The 22,050-nt window shown below is 68.7% G+C and carries 23 protein-coding genes and 1 tRNA gene; 15 read left to right on the forward strand and 9 right to left on the reverse strand.

All coding sequences use genetic code 11. The annotated features are described in order from the left end of the window. Positions 1–35 precede the first annotated feature (35 nt). From EV653_RS24405 to nth, 4 genes are read right to left on the reverse strand one after another with little or no spacing between them, the layout of a single operon-like run. Complete coding sequence (locus EV653_RS24405; RefSeq protein WP_134106004.1) at positions 36–1,208, reverse strand: MarP family serine protease; 1,173 nt, start codon at positions 1,206–1,208, stop codon at positions 36–38. Further along, the gene (locus EV653_RS24410) at positions 1,205–1,909 is read right to left on the reverse strand and encodes an NUDIX hydrolase (protein ID WP_134106005.1); all 705 of its coding nucleotides are present in this window, start codon (positions 1,907–1,909) and stop codon (positions 1,205–1,207) included. The genes EV653_RS24405 and EV653_RS24410 overlap by 4 nt, the downstream gene beginning before the upstream one ends. After that, positions 1,906–2,505, reverse strand: coding sequence for a TlpA family protein disulfide reductase (locus EV653_RS24415; RefSeq protein WP_238160043.1), 600 nt, complete (start codon positions 2,503–2,505; stop codon positions 1,906–1,908). Before EV653_RS24415 ends, EV653_RS24410 begins: the two co-directional genes overlap by 4 nt. After that, positions 2,502–3,278 carry an endonuclease III gene (nth, locus tag EV653_RS24420; protein WP_134106006.1) on the reverse strand — a complete coding sequence of 259 codons (777 nt, stop codon included), beginning with the start codon at positions 3,276–3,278 and terminating at the stop codon, positions 2,502–2,504. Before nth ends, EV653_RS24415 begins: the two co-directional genes overlap by 4 nt. Before the next feature lie 134 nt (positions 3,279–3,412). Between nth and EV653_RS24425 the strand changes: the two genes are divergently transcribed. Beyond that, a complete protein-coding gene (locus tag EV653_RS24425; protein WP_130445909.1) occupies positions 3,413–4,090 on the forward strand; it encodes a Crp/Fnr family transcriptional regulator in 678 nt (225 codons plus the stop codon). Between the two features lie 2 nt (positions 4,091–4,092). On the opposite strand, the gene EV653_RS24430 is transcribed toward EV653_RS24425, so the two are convergent. The 4 genes from EV653_RS24430 to EV653_RS41310 are packed head-to-tail and all read right to left on the reverse strand — an operon-like array spanning position 4,093 to position 6,326. Then, entirely contained in the window at positions 4,093–4,854 is a 762-nt protein-coding gene (locus EV653_RS24430) for an MBL fold metallo-hydrolase (protein ID WP_134106007.1), read from the reverse strand. Then, positions 4,851–5,699, reverse strand: a complete 849-nt coding sequence (locus EV653_RS24435; RefSeq protein WP_238160045.1) for an NUDIX hydrolase — start codon at positions 5,697–5,699, stop codon at positions 4,851–4,853. Before EV653_RS24435 ends, EV653_RS24430 begins: the two co-directional genes overlap by 4 nt. Positions 5,700–5,706: 7 nt before the next feature. Then, entirely contained in the window at positions 5,707–6,168 is a 462-nt protein-coding gene (locus tag EV653_RS24440) for a RidA family protein (protein WP_134106008.1), read from the reverse strand. Continuing rightward, on the reverse strand, positions 6,165–6,326 hold the full coding sequence (locus EV653_RS41310) for a DUF4177 domain-containing protein (protein ID WP_165553378.1): 162 nt from the start codon (positions 6,324–6,326) through the stop codon (positions 6,165–6,167). Before EV653_RS41310 ends, EV653_RS24440 begins: the two co-directional genes overlap by 4 nt. Positions 6,327–6,515: 189 nt before the next feature. Here EV653_RS41310 and EV653_RS24445 point away from each other — a divergent pair, with 189 nt between their 5' ends. The 4 genes from EV653_RS24445 (at position 6,516) to EV653_RS24460 (ending at position 13,667) form a co-directional block, all read left to right on the forward strand. Continuing rightward, the gene (locus EV653_RS24445; RefSeq protein WP_134106009.1) at positions 6,516–7,469 is read left to right on the forward strand and encodes an ArsA-related P-loop ATPase; all 954 of its coding nucleotides are present in this window, start codon (positions 6,516–6,518) and stop codon (positions 7,467–7,469) included. Positions 7,470–7,538: 69 nt separating this feature from the next. Beyond that, complete coding sequence (locus EV653_RS24450; RefSeq protein ID WP_134106010.1) at positions 7,539–8,660, forward strand: ArsA family ATPase; 1,122 nt, start codon at positions 7,539–7,541, stop codon at positions 8,658–8,660. 103 nt (positions 8,661–8,763) lie between these two features. Continuing rightward, positions 8,764–11,115: an endopeptidase La gene (lon, locus tag EV653_RS24455; RefSeq protein ID WP_134106011.1), complete on the forward strand. Its 2,352-nt coding sequence runs from the start codon at positions 8,764–8,766 to the stop codon at positions 11,113–11,115. A gap of 185 nt (positions 11,116–11,300) precedes the next feature. Continuing rightward, positions 11,301–13,667, forward strand: coding sequence for a penicillin-binding protein (locus EV653_RS24460; RefSeq protein ID WP_238160046.1), 2,367 nt, complete (start codon positions 11,301–11,303; stop codon positions 13,665–13,667). Between the two features lie 153 nt (positions 13,668–13,820). On the opposite strand, the gene EV653_RS24465 is transcribed toward EV653_RS24460, so the two are convergent. Then, on the reverse strand, positions 13,821–14,288 hold the full coding sequence (locus EV653_RS24465) for a GatB/YqeY domain-containing protein (RefSeq protein WP_134106013.1): 468 nt from the start codon (positions 14,286–14,288) through the stop codon (positions 13,821–13,823). A gap of 26 nt (positions 14,289–14,314) precedes the next feature. Here EV653_RS24465 and EV653_RS24470 point away from each other — a divergent pair, with 26 nt between their 5' ends. The 10 genes from EV653_RS24470 (at position 14,315) to EV653_RS24515 (ending at position 22,045) form a co-directional block, all read left to right on the forward strand. Beyond that, on the forward strand, positions 14,315–15,259 hold the full coding sequence (locus EV653_RS24470) for a metallophosphoesterase (protein WP_134106014.1): 945 nt from the start codon (positions 14,315–14,317) through the stop codon (positions 15,257–15,259). Positions 15,260–15,283: 24 nt separating this feature from the next. Next, positions 15,284–15,360 (forward strand) — tRNA-Pro (locus tag EV653_RS24475). Positions 15,361–15,430: 70 nt separating this feature from the next. Then, on the forward strand, positions 15,431–16,726 hold the full coding sequence (locus EV653_RS41765) for a J domain-containing protein (protein ID WP_202871807.1): 1,296 nt from the start codon (positions 15,431–15,433) through the stop codon (positions 16,724–16,726). A 9-nt stretch (positions 16,727–16,735) separates the two neighbouring features. Further along, positions 16,736–17,356: a lipoyl(octanoyl) transferase LipB gene (gene lipB / locus EV653_RS24485; RefSeq protein WP_134106015.1), complete on the forward strand. Its 621-nt coding sequence runs from the start codon at positions 16,736–16,738 to the stop codon at positions 17,354–17,356. Positions 17,357–17,365: 9 nt separating this feature from the next. After that, positions 17,366–17,845 carry a hypothetical protein gene (locus tag EV653_RS24490; protein WP_134106016.1) on the forward strand — a complete coding sequence of 160 codons (480 nt, stop codon included), beginning with the start codon at positions 17,366–17,368 and terminating at the stop codon, positions 17,843–17,845. After that, positions 17,838–18,536, forward strand: a complete 699-nt coding sequence (locus EV653_RS24495) for a carbohydrate-binding family 9-like protein (RefSeq protein WP_134106017.1) — start codon at positions 17,838–17,840, stop codon at positions 18,534–18,536. The genes EV653_RS24490 and EV653_RS24495 overlap by 8 nt, the downstream gene beginning before the upstream one ends. Positions 18,537–18,588: 52 nt before the next feature. Continuing rightward, entirely contained in the window at positions 18,589–19,521 is a 933-nt protein-coding gene (locus EV653_RS24500) for a tetratricopeptide repeat protein (protein WP_134106018.1), read from the forward strand. 98 nt (positions 19,522–19,619) lie between these two features. Beyond that, on the forward strand, positions 19,620–20,378 hold the full coding sequence (locus EV653_RS24505; protein WP_134106019.1) for a CoA transferase subunit A: 759 nt from the start codon (positions 19,620–19,622) through the stop codon (positions 20,376–20,378). A 2-nt stretch (positions 20,379–20,380) separates the two neighbouring features. Next, positions 20,381–21,010, forward strand: a complete 630-nt coding sequence (locus EV653_RS24510; protein WP_134106020.1) for a CoA transferase subunit B — start codon at positions 20,381–20,383, stop codon at positions 21,008–21,010. Between the two features lie 129 nt (positions 21,011–21,139). After that, positions 21,140–22,045, forward strand: coding sequence for a carbohydrate kinase family protein (locus tag EV653_RS24515; RefSeq protein ID WP_166679540.1), 906 nt, complete (start codon positions 21,140–21,142; stop codon positions 22,043–22,045). Positions 22,046–22,050: the final 5 nt, after the last annotated feature.

A 22,050-nucleotide genomic window follows, 5' to 3' on the forward strand; every position in this document is an offset into this window, starting at 1 on the left:
CTCCTTCAACGCGGCGTACGACGGATTCCGCTGCGTCACGTGCAGGATTGGGTGGAGACCTCTTGGGTGGCGGTGGTGCCGGTGCGGGCGTCGGCGGAGACCTGTTCGGCGGTGAGGACGTAGCCGGTCCGGTTGTCCTCGACGGAGGCGGCGAAGACCACGCCGTACACCGTGCCCTTGGCCGACAGCAGCGGGCCGCCGGAGTTGCCGGGGCGGACCGAGGCCCAGATCGAGAACGCGTCGCGGGTGACGGTCTTGTCGCCGTAGATGTCCGGGCCACGGAGCCGTTCCTCGGAGCGGATCCGGGCCGGCTCGGAGTCGAACGGACCGTTCTCCGGGTAGCCGAGCACGACCGCCGAGTCGTCGGCCTTACCGGCGAAGTCGAAGGTCAGCGGCTGCTCTTTCAGGTTCGGCACGTACAGCACCGCGATGTCGGTCTCGGGGTCGAACACGACGACCCTGGCTTCGTACTTCTTCCCGTTCACCTCGACCTGCGGCGAGCTGACGCCGGCCACGACGTGTGCGTTCGTCATCACTCGCTGCGGCGCGTACACGAACCCGCTGCCCTCGAGACCGCGCGAGCAACTGGCGACGCCGGTCACCTTCGCGATCCGCGAGTACGCCGAGCGCACCGGCTGCTGGCGCGCGATCGCGCTGTCCGGCGGCTGGGTGTCGCGGATCCGCTCCGGCACGAACGGGTCGAGGAACCGCGGGAACAGATCGGTGTTGACCACGTCGTTGAACGACTGCAGCGCCCGATCGGCGCTGCTCGGCAGGACTTCGTCGACCTTCGCCAGCACCTGCGACCCGCGGACCGCCGACGTCACGCTGGGGATGCGAGCCCCGCTCACTGCGACGCCGAGCACCCACGCGACGATCAGCACCGAGGCGGCCGCCAGCGCTGCGCCGCCGAGCGCGTCGAGGAACCGGATCGGTTTCCAGGACAGCCGGTTGCGCACTCTGGTGCCGACCATTGCCCCGAGCATTCGCCCGAGCGCGGCCAGTCCCACCACCAGCACCAGCGCGGCGAACGACACCGTCACGCTCGGTGAGAAGTGGTCCAGGATCTTCGGAACGCCCCAGACGCCGATCGCGGCGCCGCCGAGCAGGCCGAGCGTGGCGCAGGCGCCGAGCACGAACCCTTCGACGTACCCCGAGATCGCCACCAGTGCCGCGGTGCCGAGCACCGCCCAGTCGAGCCAGCTCATTCCACGCCTTCCGACTTGTCCCCGTGCCTCCGCCAGGCCGCCTCGACCAGTCGGTCGGGCAACGGTACGACGACCGAGGGGTCCCAGTCGCGGCGCCATCCGCCGAGAAGGAGCACTTTATCCAGCAACCCCGCCGTGAAGCCCCAGATGTAGAGGTCGTCGACGACGAACGCCGGACCGGTGAAGCCGGACGGGTGCAGGCAGCTGATCCGGTTCGCCGGGTCGGCGAGCGCGCTGATCGGCACCTCGTGCACCGAGGCGACCTCGGCCGGGTCGACCACCGCGACCGGCGACGGCTTCCGCCACCACGCGAGCACCGGCGACACACCGAAGTTGCTCACCGGCACCCAGAGCGCCGGCCAGATCGCGAACGGTACGACGCCGGCCGGATCCAGCCCGGTCTCTTCCTCGGCCTCGCGCAATGCGGTCCGGACCAGACCCTCGTCACCGGTCCCGTCCTCGGGATCGGCGCCGCCGCCGGGGAACGCCATCTGCCCGGCATGGCTGCGCAACGTCCAGGCCCGCTCGGTCAGCAGCACCTCGGGACCGTCGTTGCCCTCGGCAAACAAGATGAGGACGGCGGACTTCCGCACCGACGGATCGTCCGGCGGCAGGAAGCGGGACAACTGGTTCGGGTCCACGTCGTCGGACGCCTTCGCCAACGGACGCAGCCAGTCCGGGATCTCCACATCGAACGTCATCGCGCGTGCTCCTCGACCAGCTGATCGAGCTGGTGCTGCGAGGTGAGCACGCCGCGATGCACGAAGGCGACAGCGCCGTCCTTGTCGATGAAGGCGGTCAGCGGCGGGCCGCCGATCTTCAACGCACGCTGGATCGCCTTGTCCCGGTCGACGACGTGCGGATACGTCAGCCCCTCGTCGGTCGCGAACTTCACCGCAAGCTCCGGCCGCGGGTCGTCGTAGTCGATCCCGAGCATCTTGACCGTCCCCGCCTTCGCCAGGTTGGCGAGGTACGGCGCTTCGTCGCGGCACGGACCGCACCACTGCGCCCACACGTTGATCACGAGCGGACCGCGGAGGTCGGCGAGCCGGATGTCCGGGCCGCTGCCCAGACACGGAAGCGTGACGTCCGGCAATGCGCCGGTGGTGGGTGGTCTCGACGGCGTCGACGGGCAGGCCGCCAGCTTGTCCGCGCCCGCGACCGGAGTCGGCGTTGACGTGGCTCCCGGCTTCTCCGTGCCGCAGGCAGCCAGCAGGATCGCGAGCGCGACGCCCGTCGCCGCACGGACCAGTGGCCGGCGGCGGGACGTCGTACGCGATCGTGCTGGACGGTTCACGCCGGGACCTTCACCAGCTTCGCGGCGACCTCGGGGTCGGTCGGGCCGGTGCCGTACGACGGGCACCACTGGGCGATCGGGCAGGCGCCGCAGGCCGGCTTCTTGGCGTGGCAGCGGCGGCGGCCGTGGAAGATCAGCCGGTGCGACAGCATCGTCCAGTCCTTCTTCGGGAAGAGCTCGCCGATGATGTGCTCGACCTTGACCGGGTCCTCCTCGGTGGTCCAGCCGAACCGGCGGACCAGGCGGCCGAAATGCGTGTCGACCGTGATCCCGGGGATGCCGAAGGCGTTGCCGAGGACGACGTTGGCCGTCTTCCGGCCGGTGCCCGGGAGCTTCACCAGCTCGGTCAGCTTGTTCGGCACGACGCCGTCGTACTCGTCGACGAGAGCCTGGCCGAGCTTCATCACGCTGTTGGTCTTGGCCCGGAAGAAGCCGGTCGGCTTGAGGATGGCCTCCATCTCGTCCCGGTCGGCCTCGGCGTACGCCTGGGCGGTCGGGTACTTCGCGAAGAGCGTGGGCGTCACCTTGTTCACCGTGACGTCGGTGGTCTGGGCCGACAGGATGGTGGCCACCAGCAACTCGAGCGGGGTGGTGAAGTCCAGCTCGCAGTGGGCGTCCGGGTAGGTGTCGGTGAGCACCTTGTGCATCTTGCGGGCCCGGCGGACGAGCTGGGTGTGGGTCTCGTCGACGACCACGGGGGCCTTGCGGGGGAGGTTCAGCGAGACCGTCGGGAGGGCTCCCGGGACTGGTTCCGCGACACGCGGGGATGGCATGGAGGCAAGCCTACGTGGCGGTGCCGACACCCGAGGGGCTACGGTTTTGTGGCGACCGGGTGTACACATATCGGTCGACGGACGTGGCGGATCCCACGTCCGCAGTCGTGGTCGAAGGTCCTAGGAGGCCCAAAGTGGATGCCGCAGTGCTCCGACAGGCACCGCTGTTCAGTCAGCTCGATGACGAGGCGGCCGACGCCCTGGCCGCATCGATGTCCGAGAGCCGGCTGCGGCGCGGCCAGGTGCTGTTCCACGAGGGCGACTCCGGTGATCGGCTGTTCGTCGTGGTCGAGGGCAAGGTCAAGCTCGGGCGTACGTCGGCCGACGGCCGGGAGAACCTGATCGCCGTGCTCGGCCCGGGCCAGATGTTCGGCGAGCTGTCGCTGTTCGACCCGGGACCGCGGTCCGCGACCGTCACCGCCGTCACCGACGCCCAGCTGATGTCGCTGACCCACGACGAGCTGCTCCGCTGGCTCGACGGGCGCCCCGCGGTCGCCCGCGGCCTGCTGCTGCAGCTGGCCGGGCGGCTGCGCAAGGTCTCCGACGTGGTGGCCGACCTGGTCTTCTCCGACGTGCCGGGCCGGGTCGCCAAGGCCCTGCTCGACCTGGCCAGCCGGTTCGGGCGCACCGCCGACGACGGCGTACACGTCCACCACGACCTCACCCAGGAGGAGCTCGCCCAGCTCGTCGGCGCTTCCCGCGAGACCGTGAACAAGGCGCTGGCCGACTTCGCCTCCCGGGGCTGGGTCCGCCTCGAGCCGCGCTCCGTCGTACTCCTCGACGTCGACCGCCTCCAACGCCGGGCGCGCTAGCTCTAGCCGTTCAGGTAGTCCAACTGGGCCCGCACCGAGCGTTCGGCGGCGGGCCAGAGGGTCTTGTCCACCTCGGCGTAGACGTGTTCGACGATTGCCTCGGGAGTGGTGTGGCCCTCGGCGATGGCCGCGCGGACCTGGTTCAGGCGTTCCTCGCGGTGGTTGAGGTAGTAGGTGAGTACGGCGGCGGGGTCGTCGATGACGGGGCCGTGGCCCGGCAGCAGGCGCGCGACGCCGGCCGGTGAGTTGGCGAAGGCGCGGAGGCTGTTCAAGGAGTCGAGGTAGGGGCCCAGGGCACCATCCGGGTGTGCGACGACCGACGTACCGCGGCCGAGGACCGTGTCGCCGGTCAGCAGCGAGCCGTCCTGCGGGAGCCAGAAGCAGACCGAGTCGAGGGTGTGGCCGGGCGTCGGCAGGACCTCGATCCGCAGGCCGTCGGCGGTGATCACGTCGCCTTCGGACAGCCCGTGGGCGTGATCGGTCGGGATCCGGAAAGCGGGATCCACCGCCCGTACGCCGCAGCCGGCCCGGTTGGCGAACCAGGCGGCGCCCTCGGAGTGGTCCGGGTGTTTGTGCGTCAGCAGTACGACGGCCACCGGGCCGGCCGCCTCCAGGACGGCGGTGAGGTGCTCCTCGAGCAGCGGGCCGGGGTCGACGACGACCGAGCGCTCGCCGTCCGGCGCCTTCAGGATCCAGGTGTTGGTCCCGTCCAGCGTCATCGGGCCGGGGTTGTCCGCCCGCACGAGCGTCGCGTACTCGGTCATGTCGTCTCCAGATAAGCCTGGTCGCCGTCGATCCGCACGGTCGGCATGATCGTCCGGATCTCACGGTCGCCTGCACCGGCCAGTACCGCGGCGACGTCGTCGTACTGCGTGAGATCGCGGCAGCACAGGTACGTCGGGGGCAGCATGAGCGTCTCGCCCGCGTCGACCGCGGCCACCGCGTCTCCCGGCCTGACCCACGCGACCTGATCGGATTCGCTCGTCACGTCCCGGGTCAGCTGACCGGCCGGGAGTGCCGCTACGAAGAAAGCGGTGTCGTACCGCTTGGGCTCGAACTCCGGCGTGATCCAGTGCGCCCACGCGCGAAGCAGATCCGCGCGGAGCAGGAGCCCGCGCCGCTGGAGGAAGTCGGCGAACGTCAACTGTCCGGCTTCCAGCGCCACCCGGTCGGCCTCCCAGTCCGCGCCGGTGGTGTCGCCGACCACCGTCTCGCTGGACGGGCCGGCGAGCAGGACGCCCGACTCCTCGAACGTCTCGCGGACGGCGGCGGCGACATACGCCGCCGCCAGCTCCGCAGAGCAGCCGAGCCGGGCGGCGAAGTCCTCCGGCGGCGGACCCGACCAGGAGCCCGCGATCGCCGAGTCGGCCGGATCGACCCGCCCGCCCGGGAAGACCGTCATCCCGGCGGCGAACGCCATGGTCCGCTGCCGCCGCAACAAGTAGACCTCCGGGCCGCCGGCCATTCCGGCTGCTCCGGCTGGTGCGTCGCGGAGCAGGATGACTGTGGACGCCGGTCGCGCCTCGACCGGGGTGCGGCCGGTCCGGGCGTGCTCGAGGGCTGTCTCGGCCATCCGGCCGGTCATCAGTTCGGACTTCAGGTCCCGCACGATCGGGTTAACCGACCTCGACGATGAGTTCGACCTCGACCGGGGCGTCCAGCGGCAGGACCGGTACGCCGACCGCGCTGCGGGCGTGCTGCCCCGCGTCGCCGAAGACCTGGCCGAACAGCTCGGAGGCGCCGTTGGCGACCTGCGGCTGGCCGGTGAAGTCCGGCGTGGACGCGATGAACGCGACCGCCTTGACGATGCGCTTCACGTTCGCCAGGTCGCCGATCTCGGCCTTGACCGCGGCCAGCGCGTTCAGCGCACACTGCTGGGCGCACTCGCTGGCGACCTCGGCGCTGACCTCGCCACCGACCTTGCCGGTGGCGATCAGCGTGCCCTCGCGCAGCGGCAGCTGACCGGACGTGTAGACCAGGTCACCGGTCCGGACCGCCGGGACGTACGCGGCGACCGGCTTGGCCACGTCGGGCAGCTTCAGGCCGAGCCCGGCGAGCTTCTCCTCGGGGTGGCTCATTTGTCCTCGATCTCCCGCTTGAAGTAGGCGACCAGGTTCTCCGGGTTCAGCCCCGGGACGACCTGGACCAGCTCCCAGCCGTCCTGGCCGAAGTTGTCCAGGATCTCCTTGGTCGAGTGGACCAGCAGCGGCGCGGTGAAGTACTCGAACTTCTTCATGCAGGGGACTCTACTGATACCTTCCCCGCCCCACCGCCCCGGTCAGGACTGATACCTTCCCCGCCCCACCGCCCCGGTCAGGACTGATACCTTCCCCGCCCCACCGCCCCGGTCAGGACTGATACCTTCCCCGCCCCACTGCCCCGGTCAGGAACGGTGTGTCCTGGCACACGTCCTACCCTGGGACCTATGGCGCGACTGCACGTGGTCACCGGTAAAGGGGGGACCGGGAAGACGACTGTTGCGGCCGCGATGGCTCTTTCGCTGGCCGAGGAAGGCAAGCGGGTCCTGCTCTGCGAGGTCGAGGGCCGCCAAGGACTCGCCCAGCTCTTCGACGTACCTCCCCTGCCGTACGTCGAACGCCGCATCGCGCAGGGCCCCGGCGGCGGTGAGGTGTTCGCGCTGGCCGTGGACGCCGAGGCCGCGCTGCTGGAGTACCTCGACATGTACTACCACCTCGGCCGCGCCGGCAAAGCGCTGGAGAAGGTCGGCGCGATCGACTTCGTCACCACGATCGCGCCGGGGCTCCGCGACGTACTGCTCACCGGCAAGGTCTACGAGGCGACCCGCCGCAAGGCGCACGGCCGGCTCGCGTACGACGCCGTGGTGCTGGACGCGCCGCCGACCGGGAGGATCGGGCGCTTCCTGAACGTGAACCACGAGGTCGCCGGGCTGGCCAAGGTCGGGCCGATCCGCAACCAGGCGGACGCGATCATGGGCATGCTGCGCTCGGACGTCACCCGGGTCCATCTGGTCACGCTGCTCGAGGAGATGCCGGTCCAGGAGACACTGGACGCGGTCGAGCAGTTGGAGAAGATCGACCTGAGGATCGGCTCGATCGTGGTGAACATGGTCCGCAACAGCCCGCTCGACGATGACGCGCTGGCCCTTGCCGTGAAGGAGAAACTGCCCGCCGCCGAGCTCACCAGGGGCCTGAAGGCCGCTGGGATCACGGTCGGCGCCGACCTGGTCGAGACGCTCGCGAACGAGGCGCACGACCACGCCATCCGGGTCGGGCTCGAACGCGAGAACCGCGACCGGATAGATGCCCTGGGCAAGAAAGTTGTCGAGTTGGAGCTACAGCCCGAGGGTATCGACCACGGCGCCCTGTTCGACCTGGCCGAGGAGTTGCGCCATGAGTGAGCGTAGCGAACGAATCAACAAGCAGAGCACGAATCCGTCATCCGCGCCCGCAGCGAAGCGAGGACGCGGATGACGGAACTCGATCTGGATGCGCTCATCGCCGATGCGGGGACGCGGATCATCGTCACCTGCGGTGCGGGCGGGGTCGGCAAGACCACCACGGCCGCGGCGCTGGGACTACGGGCGGCCGAACGCGGGCGGAAGGTCGTCGTACTGACGATCGACCCGGCTCGGCGGTTGGCGCAGTCGCTCGGGCTGACCGAACTCGACAACACGCCGCGCGCGGTGGCCGATGTGGAGGCCGCGAACGGCGGGCGGCTGGACGCGATGATGCTCGACATGAAGCGGACGTTCGACGACGTCGTCCTGCAGCACGCAACGCCGGACAAGGCCCAGCAGATCCTCGCGAATCCCTTCTACCAGGCGCTCTCCTCGTCGTTCGCGGGCACGCAGGAGTACATGGCGATGGAGAAGCTCGGGCAGCTGCACAAGCAGGCCGAGCAGACCGGCGACTGGGACCTGATCATCGTCGACACCCCGCCGTCGCGATCCGCGCTGGACTTCCTGGACGCACCGGAGCGGTTGGCTTCGTTGCTCGAGGGTCGCTTCCTCCGGTTGCTGCTGGCGCCGGCGCGTGGGCCGTTCAAGCTGATGTCGGCAGGCGTGAACATGGCGATGTCGGTGCTGAACAAGGTGCTCGGCGCCCAGGTGCTGACCGACGTACAAACGTTTGTTGCCGCGTTCGACACGCTGTTCGGCGGATTCCGCCAGCGGGCCGAACAGACGGTGGCGTTGCTGCGGGAGCCGCACACCGCATTCCTGGTGGTGGCCAGCCCGCAGAACGATGCGCTCCGCGAGGCGTCGTACTTCGCCGAGCGGCTGCGCGCCGAGGGAATGCCGCTGGCCGGCGTCGTGCTGAATCGGGTGACGAACTCGCAGGCCACGGAATTGTCGGCGGAGCGGTCACTCGCTGCAGCCGAGAAGCTCGAGGAAGCGGACAAGTCGCCGTTGACGGCCGCGGTACTGCGGTTGCACGCGGACAAGATGCAACAGGTCGTGGGCGACGACCGCCGCGCCGACCGCTTCCGCCGCGGCCACCGCGCCATCCGGACCGTCGAGGTGCCGGCCCTGGCCGACGACGTCCACGACCTGACCGGCCTACGCGAGATCGGCGACCTGCTGACCGCATGATTACTTGATTTCACCGTCAGCGAACACCCGAAGGCCCCGGGAATGACCTGGTGGCGCCAACGGTTGAGCCTGTCAGACTCAACTTGGAAAAGGGTGTGACAGCGTGACCGATACGTTGAATCTTCCGGTACTGCCGCTGGACGACGTCGTGGTCCTGCCGGGAATGGTCGTGCCGGTCCGACTCGCCGACAGCGAGGCCCGGGCGGCCATCGACGCCGCGCAGGCCGCGGGTCAGGACCAGGTGCTCCTGGTGCCGCGGCTCGACGGTAAATATGCCAAGGCCGGAACGCTCGGTGAGATCGAGCAGATCGGCCGGCTGCCGGGCGGTGCCCAGGCGGCCGTGATCCGCGGGACCCAGCGGGTCCGCATCGGCGCCGGGACGACCGGGCCGGGTGCGGCGCTCTGGGTGGGCGCGACGGTGATGCACGAGATCACCGACGACCGCTCCGTCGAACTGGCCCGCGAGTACAAGACTCTGACGACCTCCGTGCTGCAGCGCCGCGGCGCGTACCAGGTCATCGACTCCATCAAGCAGGTGGACGACCCCTCCGAGCTGTCCGACCTGGCCGGCTACGCGTCGTACCTGAACAACGAGCAGAAGTCCTGGCTGGTCGAGAACGCGAACGTTTCCGAGCGGCTGGAGAAGCTGATCGGCTGGGTGAAGGACCACCTCGCCGAGCTCGAGGTCTCCGAGACGATCCAGAAGGACGTCCAGGAGGGTATGGAGAAGCAGCAGCGGGAGTTCCTGCTGCGCCAGCAGATGGCCGCGATCCGCAAGGAGCTGGCCGAGCTGGACGGTAAGGCCGAGTCCGAGGAAGAGGACTACCGGGCCCGCGTCGAGGCGGCCGACCTGCCGGAGCACGTCCGCAAGGCCGCGCTCACCGAGGTCGACAAGCTCGAGCGGACCGCCGAGCAGTCCCCCGAGGTCGGCTGGATCCGTACCTGGCTGGACACCGTTCTCGAGCTGCCGTGGAACGAGCGGACCGAGGACAGCTACGACATCCGCGAGGCGCGGGCCGTGCTGGACGCGGACCACGCCGGTCTGGATGACGTGAAGCAGCGCATCACCGAGTACCTGGCTGTACGGCGTCGCCGCGCGGACCGTGGTCTCGGAGTGGTCGGCGGACGCCGCAGTGGCGCCGTACTGGCCCTGGTCGGTCCTCCTGGTGTGGGTAAGACCTCGCTGGGTGAGTCCGTGGCCCGTGCGATGGGACGGAAGTTCGTCCGGGTCGCTCTGGGTGGCGTGCGGGACGAGGCCGAGATCCGCGGTCACCGGCGTACGTACGTCGGTGCGCTACCGGGCCGGATCGTCCGGGCCATCACCGAGGCGGGTTCGATGAACCCCGTCGTGCTGCTGGACGAGATCGACAAGGTGGGTGCGGACTACCGGGGTGACCCGACGGCCGCGCTGCTGGAGGTCCTGGACCCGGCGCAGAACCACACCTTCCGGGACCACTACCTGGAGGTCGAGCTGGACCTGTCCGACGTGGTCTTCCTGGCCACGGCGAACGTGCTGGACTCCATCCCGGCGCCGCTGCTGGACCGGATGGAACTGGTGCAGCTGGACGGGTACACCGAGGACGAGAAGGTCATCATCGCCCGTGACCACCTGCTCCCGCGTCAGCTGGAGCGGGCGGGCCTGACGGCGGACGAGGTGTCCATCGAGGACTCGGCCCTGCGGGTGCTCGCGGGTGAGTACACCCGGGAGGCCGGCGTACGGCAGCTGGAGCGGTCGATCTCCCGCGTACTGCGGAAGGTCACGGCGAAGCTGGCCCTTGGTGAGGACCTGGGCAGCCTGACGATCGGTGGGACCGACCTGAAGGAGTACCTGGGTTCGCCGAAGTTCACTCCGGAGTCGGCCGAGCGTACGGCGCTTCCGGGTGTGGCGACCGGACTGGCGGTGACCGGTGCGGGTGGTGACGTGCTCTTCGTCGAGGCGTCGCTGGCCGACAAGGAGACCGGCCCGACCGGGGTCACGCTGACCGGACAGCTCGGTGACGTGATGAAGGAGTCGGCGCAGATCGCCCTGTCGTACCTGCGCTCGCACGGTGCGGAGCTGGGACTGCCGGTAGGCGACCTGGCCGAGCGGAACGCACACATCCACGTGCCGGCCGGTGCTGTCCCGAAGGACGGACCGTCGGCGGGTGTGACGATGACGACGGCGCTGGCGTCGCTGCTGTCCGGACGGCCGGTCCGTTCGGAGGTCGCGATGACCGGTGAGGTGTCGCTGACCGGACGGGTGCTCCCGATCGGTGGGGTGAAGCAGAAGCTGCTCGCCGCACACCGGGCAGGGCTGACCACGATCCTGATCCCGAAGCGGAACGAGCCGGACCTGGAGGATGTACCCGCGTCCGTGCTCGCGGAGCTGACCGTTCACCCGGTGAGCGACGTCCGCGATGTGCTGGAGCTGGCCCTGGAGCCGGCCGAGGTACAGGCACACCAGTACGCCGCATAACGAAGTACAGCTGTAGTTGACAGCGAGGGCCCGAGCGATCTGCTCGGGCCCTCGTTCTTTTGGATGAACTTTGTCCAGCAGGTGTGACTGAAGTCATAAGCGCCGCCGTAACCCAAACAACGCATCCCGTAGTCTCTATAACCATGCGCGTGAGGGAGAAAGGTGACCGTGGAGTCGTCCAATCGGTGGTTCTGTTCCTGGGGGTGAGCGTGCTGTCGGGGGCTCTGGCCGCCGGTCTCGCGATCCCCTTCGCCGGGCTCGCCGGGTTCACCACCGAGAAGACATCCACCACCCTCCAAGACCTGCCGCAACAGTTTGACGAGGTGCCGGTCAAGCAGAAGAGCGTCATCCTGGCGGCGGACGGTTCCGTCATCGCCACACTGGCCGAGCAGAACCGGACTCCGGTGAAGCTGGCCCAGGTCGCGCCGATCATGCAGAAGGCGATCGTCGCGATCGAGGACGACCGGTTCTACGAGCACGGCGCGCTCGACCTCAAGGGCACGCTGCGCGCGCTGCTGCAGAACCAGTCCGCCGGTTCGGTGCAGCAGGGTGGTTCGAGCATCACCCAGCAGTACGTGAAGATCAGCCTGGTCGAGAAGGCGAAGACGCCCGAGGAGGTCGCGGCGGCGACCGCCGACAACTACCAGCGCAAGGTCGCCGAGCTGCGGTACGCGATCGCGGTCGAGAAGCAGTACTCGAAGCAGGAGATCCTGGAGAAGTACCTCAACCTCGCCAACTTCGGCGACGGCGCGTGGGGCATCCAGGCCGCGGCTCAGCACTACTTCTCGGTGAACGCCTCCCAGCTGACGCTGCCCCAGGCCGCGATGCTGGCCGGCCTGGTGAAGAACCCGACCGGTTACGACCCGACCAACAACGCCAAGCGCGCCAAGGACCGCCGCGACGTGGTCATCAAGCGGATGCTCGAACTGCACGTCATCTCGGTCGCCCAGGCCAACTCCGCCCTGAAGACCCCGGTCATCGACCCAGCCAAGGTCCGTCCCAACAAGCTCGGCTGCGCGAACGGCAAGTATCCGTTCTACTGCGAGTACGTCGTCGCTCAACTCGAGGACAACCCGGCCTTCGGCAAGACCAAGACCGACCGTGCGAACTACCTGAAGACGGCCGGGTTGACGATCAAGACGTCCCTGGACCCGAAGACGCAAGCCGCTGCTCAGCACTCGATCGACATCCACTCGAAGCCGACCGACCAGTCCATCGCGGCGATCACGATCGTCGAGCCGGGCACCGGTCTGGTGAAGGCCATGGTGCAGAGCAAGCCGTACGGCGGTAAGAAGAACCAGACGTCGTACAACTACAACGTCGAGAAGTCGTACCCAGGTGGGTACGGCGGGTTCCAGAACGGTTCGACGATGAAGGCCTTCACGATCGCCGCTGCGATCCAGAAGGGCATTCCGTTGACCTACAAGATCAATTCGCCCAACACGCTCGACCTGCGGGACACAAAGTTCCAGACCTGCAACGGGACCACCCGGGACCCGAGCTACCAACCGAGCAACTCGACGAACAACGTCCCGGACCCGACCATGATCCAGGCCGCGCAGAAGTCGACGAACACGTACTTCCTGCTGCTGTCACAGAAGATCGGTCTGTGCCCGATCGCCAAGATCGCCGCGTCCCTGGGGCTGTACGACGCCCAGACCGGCGACGCCCAGACAGCGAAGCCGCTCGAGCAGGTCGCCTCGATGACGCTCGGCGTCGGCTACGTGACCCCGCTCCAGCTTTCCAGCGCGTACGCCGCTTTCGCCGCCCGCGGCATGTACTGCACGCCGTGGCTGGTCACCTCGATCAAGGACGCGGCCGGCAAGTCGGTGACAACCCGGGGCGCCGACTGCAAGCAGGCCCTGGCGCCTGAGGTCGCGGACGGCGTCAATGCCGTACTGCATCAGGTCATGCAGAAGGGCGGCACCGGCTCCAAGCTGAACTTCGGCAAGAGCGACCTGGCCGGCAAGACCGGAACGATCACCGCGAACAAGGCGGTGTGGTACGCCGGATACTCCAGCAAGCTGGCCGCCGCGTCAGTCGTGGCGGACGCTTCGCTGCCGTACAAAAACTTGATCGGCCAGACCCTCAACGGCAAGAAGATGTACGACGCGTCCGGCTCCGGCACCGCCGGTCCGCTCTGGATGACTGCAATGCAGGGCGCGCTCAAGGACTACCCGACCACGCATTTCGTCGCGCCGTCCGACAAGATCCAGCGCGGCGACGTGAAGAGCCTCCCGTTCGTCAACGGCATGAACCCCGACGACGCCGCGAACAAGCTCCGCCAGGCCGGCTTCGACGTCGCCATCGCCTCCGGCACGGTCAACTCCGATGAGACCGCCGGCACGGTCGCCTACACCGACCCCCGCCAACGCGACGGCGCCCCCGAAGGCTCCTTGGTGACGATCTACGTCTCCAACGGCAACAACAAGAACCAGCCGAACAAGCCCCAGAACACCACCAAACCCCCGGGCGGCCCCACCACCATCAACCCCAACTGCCCACCCTGGAACCCCAAATACCCCAACTGCGGCGGCCGCGGCCACGGCTAATGCGAAGGACCTCGTCCACCCGGACGAGGCCCCGTCGGCCTGCATCATCCGCAACCCTCGCCGAGTCGTGACGAACGGTTCCGACCCCGAACGCCGAGTCGTGGATCACGGCAGATTTTCTGAACCACTCTCCACGACTCGACGGACCGGCCCTCAGGCGCCGAGTTGGCGCTTTACCTCGGCGGAGACTACGGAGCCGTCGGCCTTGCCTTTGACCTTGGGTTGGAGGGCGCCCATGACCTTGCCGATGCCGCGGGGGCCCAGGTCGGCGGCGCCGGTTGCTGCGATGGCTTCGGTGACGAGGGTTTTGATCTCGTCCTCGGTGAGTTGTTCGGGGAGGTACTCGGCGAGGATGTCCGCCTCGGCCTGTTCCTTGTCGGCGAGTTCGGCGCGGCCGGCCTCGCGGTAGGCGACGACGGACTCGCGGCGCTTCTTCGCCTCGGAGCCGAGCACGTCGACGATCTCGGCGTCGCTGAGCTCGCGGGCCTCCTTGCCGGCCACCTCCGCCTTGGTGATCGCGGTGAGCGCCATCCGCAGCGTCGACTTGCGGATCTCGTCGCGTGCCTTCAGGGCCGCGGTCATGTCGTCGTGCAGGCGCTGCTTCATTCCGGAGTTGGACATGACCACGATTGTGGCAGGCTGGAGGAATGAGCTTGCGCGGGATCGCCAGTAACACCCTGAAGACCACAGCCGTAGTGGGTGCCGTGGGTGCTGGCTGCGTCGCGTACGCGGCCGCGATCGAGGTGCGCTGGTTCACACTGCGCAGAGTCACTGTGCCGGTGCTGCCCGCGGGGAGTGACCCGCTGAAGGTGCTGCATCTGTCCGACCTGCACCTGTGGCCGACGCAGGAGAAGAAGATCCGCTGGGTGAACGAGCTGGCCGCGCTCGAGCCCGACCTGATCGTGAACACCGGCGACAACCTCTCGCACGAGGATTCGGTCCGCCCGCTGCTGCGTGCGTACGGCGATCTGCTCGACCTGCCCGGCGTGTTCGTGTTCGGCTCCAACGACTACTGGAAGCCGCACTTCAAGAACCCGGGCAAGTACTTGCTGCCGGCCCACAAGCAGCGCCACAAGCCGCACGGCCCCGACCTGCCGTACGAGGAGATGCGCCGCGCGTTCACCGGCGCCGGCTGGACCGACCTGAACAACGCCAAGGCCACTCTCAAGGTCAACGGCCTGCGCCTGGACTTCGCGGGCACCGACGACCCGCACATCAAACGCGATCGGTATTACGAGGTCGCGGGCGAGATCGACCCGACGGCCGACCTGTCCGTCGGCGTCACCCACGCGCCGTACCAGCGGGTCCTGAACGGGTTCGTCGGCGACGGGTATCCCCTGGTCCTCGCCGGTCACACGCACGGCGGCCAACTGGCGGTGCCGTTGTACGGCGCGCTGGTGACCAACTGCGACCTCGACACGTCCCGCGTGAAGGGCCTGTCCACCTGGGGATACGACGGCCGCCAGGCGGCTCTGCACGTGTCGGCCGGCCTCGGCACTTCGCCGTACGCGCCGGTCCGATTCGCGTGCCGGCCGGAGGCGACGCTGCTCACGCTCGTCCCACGGATTAACCCGATTTCGTTCGGACGCTGAGCACATGTAAGCTACTCGCGACTTCGGGCTGTGGCGCAGCTTGGTAGCGCGCTTCGTTCGGGACGAAGAGGTCGCAGGTTCAAATCCTGTCAGCCCGACCAACACTCAGGGCCAGTCACTTAGGTGGCTGGCCCTGAGTGCGCTTCAGGGGTCTCGTGGAGGTGCGCTGGGGTGTCCGACCACTACGAGGTGCTGAACGTCGAGCGAACCGCCACGACGGCGGAGATCAAGTCGGCGTACCGGCGCCTGGTCCGTCAGGTCCACCCGGACCAGGGCGGCAACGCGGCGCTGTTCCGGCTCGTGCAGGAGGCGTGGACCACGCTCGGCGATCCGGCGAAGCGCGCGGCGTACGACCGCACGCTGGACGGCCAGACGAGTACGCCGACGTACGACGAGCCGACGTACACCCGACAGCCCGACCCGGAACCCGAGCCCCAGCCTGAGCCGGATCCCTTCACCTGGACCCAGACCTCGGCGCAGGCCTCGCAGCCGGTGCCCGAGCCGCTGTCCGGCGGCATCGAGGTGGTCCCGGCGTTCGGACGGTGGCGACTGCCGGCGCTGCTGTCGCTGGCCGTCCTGACCGTGCTGGACATCGCGATCATCGCCATCGGCGGTCTCAAAGGCGTGTCGGACATCGTCTTCGCCGTCGGCACGGTCGCGATGATCGTGGTCGCAATGCCGCCGCACTGGAGCAGACGGATACCGCTGCACCGGCTGCTGAAGGCGTTCGGCATCGTCACCGCGATCCTGTACTTCCTGGTGCTGTTCCCCTTCTCGAAGAGCGGCGCCACCGCGCTCCAGCGGGTGGTGATCATCGCCCTGCTCTTAGGCCTGGTGCTCACCCGCTTCCTCACCGGCCGCTGGTCGAAGGTCCACAAGCTGGACCGGGCGATCGACGCCACCGCGGCGTACGACTTCAACCTGTGGGGCCGACCGGGCGAGCCGCTGGTCGACGACGGACGTACGGCGTGGCTCGCACCGGCCGACGTACTGCGGCATCGGCGGACCGCCCGGCTGCTGGACTCCGTCGTCAACGCGCTCCCGGCCTCGAAGCTGGTGCACGGCGCGCGGATCGGCGACGTGGCGGTCAGCCACCTACTCCTCAACGGTCATCGCGTCGCCCTGATCTCATCGGTCGTCGGACCGCCGGGGCACTACGCGCTGGACGTGTACGGCGCCCTGCAGCTGAACGGCGTACCCCTCGACAGCCCGGTCGCAGGTCTGGAGGTCGCCGTCGCCGCCTGGCGGAAGCGGCTCGACCCGGTCGAGGTTCGCGGCTTCCTGGTCGTCCACCCGCCGGTCGACGGCCAGGGCGGCATCACCGCCGCGCTGGGATCCGAGGCCGCCATCACCTGCCTGCCCGCCCAGACCGCGGCCAGCCAGCTCCAAGCATGGCTGCAGCCGGAGGGCCTCCTGCTGGACCGCGTGACGCTCTACGACATCCTGCACCGCGCACCGTATGCCTAGGCTGAACGCATGCAGCGAGTTGAGCTGGGTGAGGTGGAGTACGACGTCGCCACGAAGGAGATGCGGGGCTGGGTCGAGGAGCGGATCGAGGGCAACGCCGAGGACCGCCTGTTCCTGCTGAGCCATCCGGCGGTGATCACCTACGGCCCGCGGACCTCCCCGGACGATCTGCCCGCCGGTACGCCGGCCATCGCGGTCGATCGCGGCGGCTTCGCGACGTACCACGGGCCAGGTCAGCTGGTCGGTTACCTGGTCATCGACCTGAAACAGCGCGGGCCGGTCGACATCGTCCGCTGGGTCGAGAACGGGCTGATCGACGCGCTCGGATCGCTCGGCTTCCCGCTGGTACGCCGGGACACGCCGAAGGGCGCGAGCAGCCTCGTCGGGGTGTGGACCGAGGACGGCCGGAAGCTGTGTTCGATCGGGATGCGGATCCGGCGCGGCGTCACCAGTCACGGCTTCTCGGTCAACGTCGATCCCGCCATGACGGTGTTTCACACATTCACGAGTTGTGGGCTGCACGACGTCACGATGACCTCGCTGGCCGAGCTCGCGGCCGAACGCGGCGTACCCACGCCGACCGACGCGGAGGTGCGTGACGCGATCGCGAACTCCCTGGGAGCCCGATAGCCTTCGGGAATGAGTCAGGACGACGACCGGATGCCGGACGACCTGGAAGCCGTTCTGGAGGCCGCGGACGAGGAAGAGGACGAGGCCCGCGCGGGCCGGTACGACGCCCCGCCGCTGCCGCCGGCGCTGATCCTGGCTGTTGTCGGCCTGCTCTGCGGGTTCGCGACGATCGCCTTCGTCTGGCTGAGTGAACGCAGCTGCGACCGGTTCCGCGACACCACGAACTGCGGTGCCCTCGGGCTCCCGCTGCTGGTGGTCATCGTCGTCGTGACGATGGTGCTCGGCGGCCTCGCGCTCAGCCGGCTGGCGATGCCGCACCCGCGACTGGTCCCGTTCCTCGGGGTCGCGTTCATGGTGGCGCTCGTCGTCGCGTTCCTGACCGGTCATCTCGACTCGCCGTGGATCATCGCCGTCGTACCGGCGCTGACCGCGATCACCTTCCTGCTCGCCAATCTCGTCGCCCGACTGCTGGAGCGTGCCGATGCCTGACCTGCCCGTCTACGAGTGCCCGCGGACCGCGACCGCGCCGAACCTCGACGGCACCCTGACCGATCCCGCCTGGGAGGCCGCGCCCTGGACGACGGACTTCGTCCCGATCCACGACGGCCCCGCGCCGCGGTTCCGGACCCGGGCGAAGCTGATGTACGACGACCAGTACCTGTACGTCGGCGGTCTGCTCGAGGAGCCGCACATCTGGTCGACGATGACCGAGAAGAACAGCAAGCTCTTCCACGAGAACAACTTCGAGCTGTTCCTGGACCCGGACGGCGACGGGCTGAACTACTACGAGTTCGAGATCAACCCGCTCGGCACGATCTGGGAACTGACACTGCCCAAGCCGTACGTCGACGGCGGCCTGCCGATCGACCCGACGAACCTGCCCGGTCTGCGGACCGCGATCCACGTCGACGGCACGGTCAACGACCCGTCCGACACCGACACCGCGTGGTCGGTCGAACTGGCCTTACCGTGGGCCGACCTCGCGCCGTACAACGAAGGCCGGGCGACGCCGCCGAACCGGGGTGACGAGTGGCGGATGAACCTGATGCGCTGCGAGTGGCCGCACGAGGTCGTCGACGGTGCGTACGTGAAGGGCGAGCAGATCGAGTTCTGGGTCTGGTCCCCGCAGCACATCGAGGACATGCACCGGCCGGACCGCTGGGGCGTCCTGAGATTCTGACCCCGCGACCCCTGTGACACGGCGTTAACACGGCCGCGCAACAATGAGGTACGTGAACTTGGGGGGCTCCGGAGAACCACACAGTCTGGAGGCGGACCAGGTCGTCAGCGCGATCGAGCGCGCGTGTGAGAGCGACCTACGGACCGCCCTGCGGCTCGTTGCGCGCTACTCGGCGTACTGGTGGTCCAACGGGCTCCAGGACGAGGCAGCGGCCGCTGCTGAGCGGGTCCTGAGCATGCTCGGCCGGACCGTCCCGGTCGGGCTCGATGAGGAGTACCTGCTCGCCGTCATCCACGGCGCCGGGTCGGCCGAGCAGGAGCAGCTGGAGCTCGCTCAACAGATCGTCCTGACGACGACCGGCCCCTTCCGGTACTCCGTGACTGTGCTGCTCTGGGCACTGGTCTTCGGACCGTTCGAGCCTGCCGGTGTGGTCGAGGACGTGCTGGAGCGCAACGAGGCCGGCGACGCGTGGGCGCGGGCCGCCGTGGAGCTCTGCCGGGGCTATCCCGGCCTGACTGCGGCTGCGCCGGGCGATGCCGCGCAGGCCTTGCGTACGGCGCTGGGCCGCTTCCGGATGCTCGAGGACCGCTGGGGCATGTTCCTGGCCTTGTGCTCGCTCCGCCAGGTCGTCGACGAGCCGCTGGACATCACTACCGAGGCGCTGGAGCTCGCGGAGCAGCTGTGCCTCGCTGAGGAGACGGCGCTGCTGCTGTGTGAGCGCGCTGACCTCTACCGGCGGCTGGGCAAGCTGGAGGACGCCCACGCGGACTACAGCCGCGCCCTGTCCATCGGTGAGCACGCAGAACTCACCGAGACCGTCGCGGCGGCGCGGCTGGGGCTGGCGCGTACAGCCCGGCACTCCGGGAACGTTCCGGCGGCTCGGACCCACCTCTCGGCCGTACTCAACCTCCCCAACCTCGAGGACGCCCACTTCGAGGCCCTGCACGAGCTCCGCGCGCTGAATGCGTCCGAGGAGTCGGCCTAGGTCCTGGCTGAGGTGTGGTGGCAGCCACATCGCGGCCGGCGGTGCTGCTGGTTAGAGTCGGGAGCGAATCGGCACCGACGACTGCAACGGAGCAGCTGATGGACAAGACGTACGGGTCGCCGCAGGAAGCGGTGGCGGACATCGGGGACGGGGCGAGCCTTGCGGTCGGTGGCTTCGGGTTGTGCGGCAACCCGATGCAGCTGATCAGCGCTCTGCACGACAAGGGAGTGAGCGGGCTCAGCGTGGTGTCGAACAACTGCGGCGTCGACGACTGGGGCCTGGGCATCCTGCTCGCGGACAAGCGCATCGCCAAGATGACCTCGTCGTACGTCGGGGAGAACAAGGAGTTCGCTCGCCAGTTCCTGTCCGGGGAGCTCGAGGTCGAGCTGACGCCGCAGGGCACGCTGGCCGAGAAGCTGCGGGCCGGCGGTTGCGGGATCGCAGCGTTCTACACCCTGGCTGGTGTCGGCACCCAGGTCGCGGAGGGCGGGCTGCCGCAGAAGTACAACGCGGACGGCTCGGTCGCGAAGGCCTCGGAGCCGAAGGAGACGCGGGAGATCAACGGCACGACGTACGTGCTGGAGGACTCGATCACCACGGACTTCGGCCTGGTGCACGCGCTGAAGGGCGACACCCACGGCAACCTGGTCTTCGACCGGAGCGCTCGCAACTTCAACCCGCTGGCCGCGATGGCCGGCCGGGTGACGATCGCGCAGGTCGAGGAGCTGGTCCAGCCTGGTGAGCTGGACCCGGACTCGATCCACCTGCCCGGTGTGTACGTCCAGCGAGTTGTTGCTGTCGGCAAGGATATTGAGAAGCGGATCGAGAAGCGTACCGTCCAGATGAAGGAGGCCTGAGCATGCCACTCACCCGTGAGCAGATGGCGGCGCGGGCAGCCGCCGAGCTGGAGGACGGCTCGTACGTGAATCTCGGTATCGGCCTGCCGACACTGGTGCCGAACTACATCCCGGACGGCGTCACCGTCGTACTGCAGTCCGAGAACGGCATCCTCGGCGTCGGGCCGTACCCGGTCGCGGGCGAGGAGGACCCGGATCTGATCAACGCCGGCAAGGAGACCGTCACGACGCTCCCCGGCGCGTCGTTCTTCGACTCGTCGCTGTCGTTCGGGATGATCCGCGGCGGTGCGATCGACGCGGCGATCCTCGGCGCGATGCAGGTCTCGGCCAAGGGCGATCTGTCGAACTGGATGATCCCCGGCAAGATGGTCAAGGGCATGGGCGGCGCGATGGACCTCGTGCACGGCGCCAAGCGGGTGATCGTGCTGATGGAGCACGTCGCAAAGGACGGCTCGCACAAGATCCTCCAGGAGTGCGACCTGCCGTACACGGGCCGCGGCGTCGTCAACCGGATCATCACCGACCTCGCCGTCCTCGACATCACCGACGACGGCCTGCAGCTGGTCGAGCTGGCCGACGGCGTCACCTTCGACGAGCTCCAGGAGAAGACCGGCGCCCCGATCAAGCAATGAACGCGGTCTCCGGCAGCGCCTGATTGAGGTCGGGAGCTGTCGGCGATTGCGCCTGGACTGACGGTGCCGGGAGACCAACTGTACGTTCAGCTTGCGGAAGACACCTGTGATCGTCGGCGAAAGTCGGGTATGACGGGACCCGTGGAGTTGGATGTGCTGGTCATCGGTGGAGTGGGGATCGACACGATCGTGCGGGTGCCGAGCCTGCCGTTGGCTGATGCCGACTCGATCGCGGTCGATCCGATCGAGTCGTACCTGGGGCACACCGGGCACGGTGTCGCGCTCGGCTGCCACCTACTCGGATTGAACGCCGGGCTGGTGGACGTGATCGGCGACGACCCCGAGGGCGCCCGCATCCGGCGTACGTACCAGGAGCTCGGCCTCCCGCTGCGCGTCGCGCTGCACCGGAGCGGCACCCGTCGATCGGTGAACCTGGTGAGCCCGGACGGTCGCCGGCTCTCGATGTACGACGGACGCCACCCGGCCGGGCTGCGCGTCGACCCGGGCCTGTGGCGACCGGTGATGCGCCAGGCGCAGCACGTCCACGTCTCGATCATGGACTACGCCCGCGACGCCCTCGGCGACGCGATCGCCGCCGACCGCTCGATCTCCACCGACCTGCACGACTGGGACGGCCGCAACGACCACCACAAGGACTTCGCGACGGCCTCTGACATCGTCTTCGTCTCGACCAGCTCCCTCCCGTCCGACGGCGTCGAGTGGATCCTCGCCAACGGCCGCGCCGAAGTCGTCGTCGCCATGGCCGGCGCCGACGGCAGCTACCTCCACGTCCGCGGCGAACCCGCCCGCCACTTCCCCGCCGTCACCTTCCCCGACCGCCCCGTCGTCGACACCAATGGCGCCGGCGACGCCTACGTAGCCGCTTTCCTGGCCCGCTACCTCGACGGCGCCCCCTGGCAGGACGCCGCCCAAGCCGGCACCATCGCCGGCGCCTGGGCCTGCGGCTCCCCCGGCACCCACACCAACCTCATCACCGCCGAAGAACTAGCCCTCCGAAGCCGAACAGCAACCTGAAGACA

The organism is Kribbella pratensis (assembly GCF_004365355.1).
In the GTDB taxonomy this organism is placed as follows: Bacteria; Actinomycetota; Actinomycetes; order Propionibacteriales; family Kribbellaceae; genus Kribbella.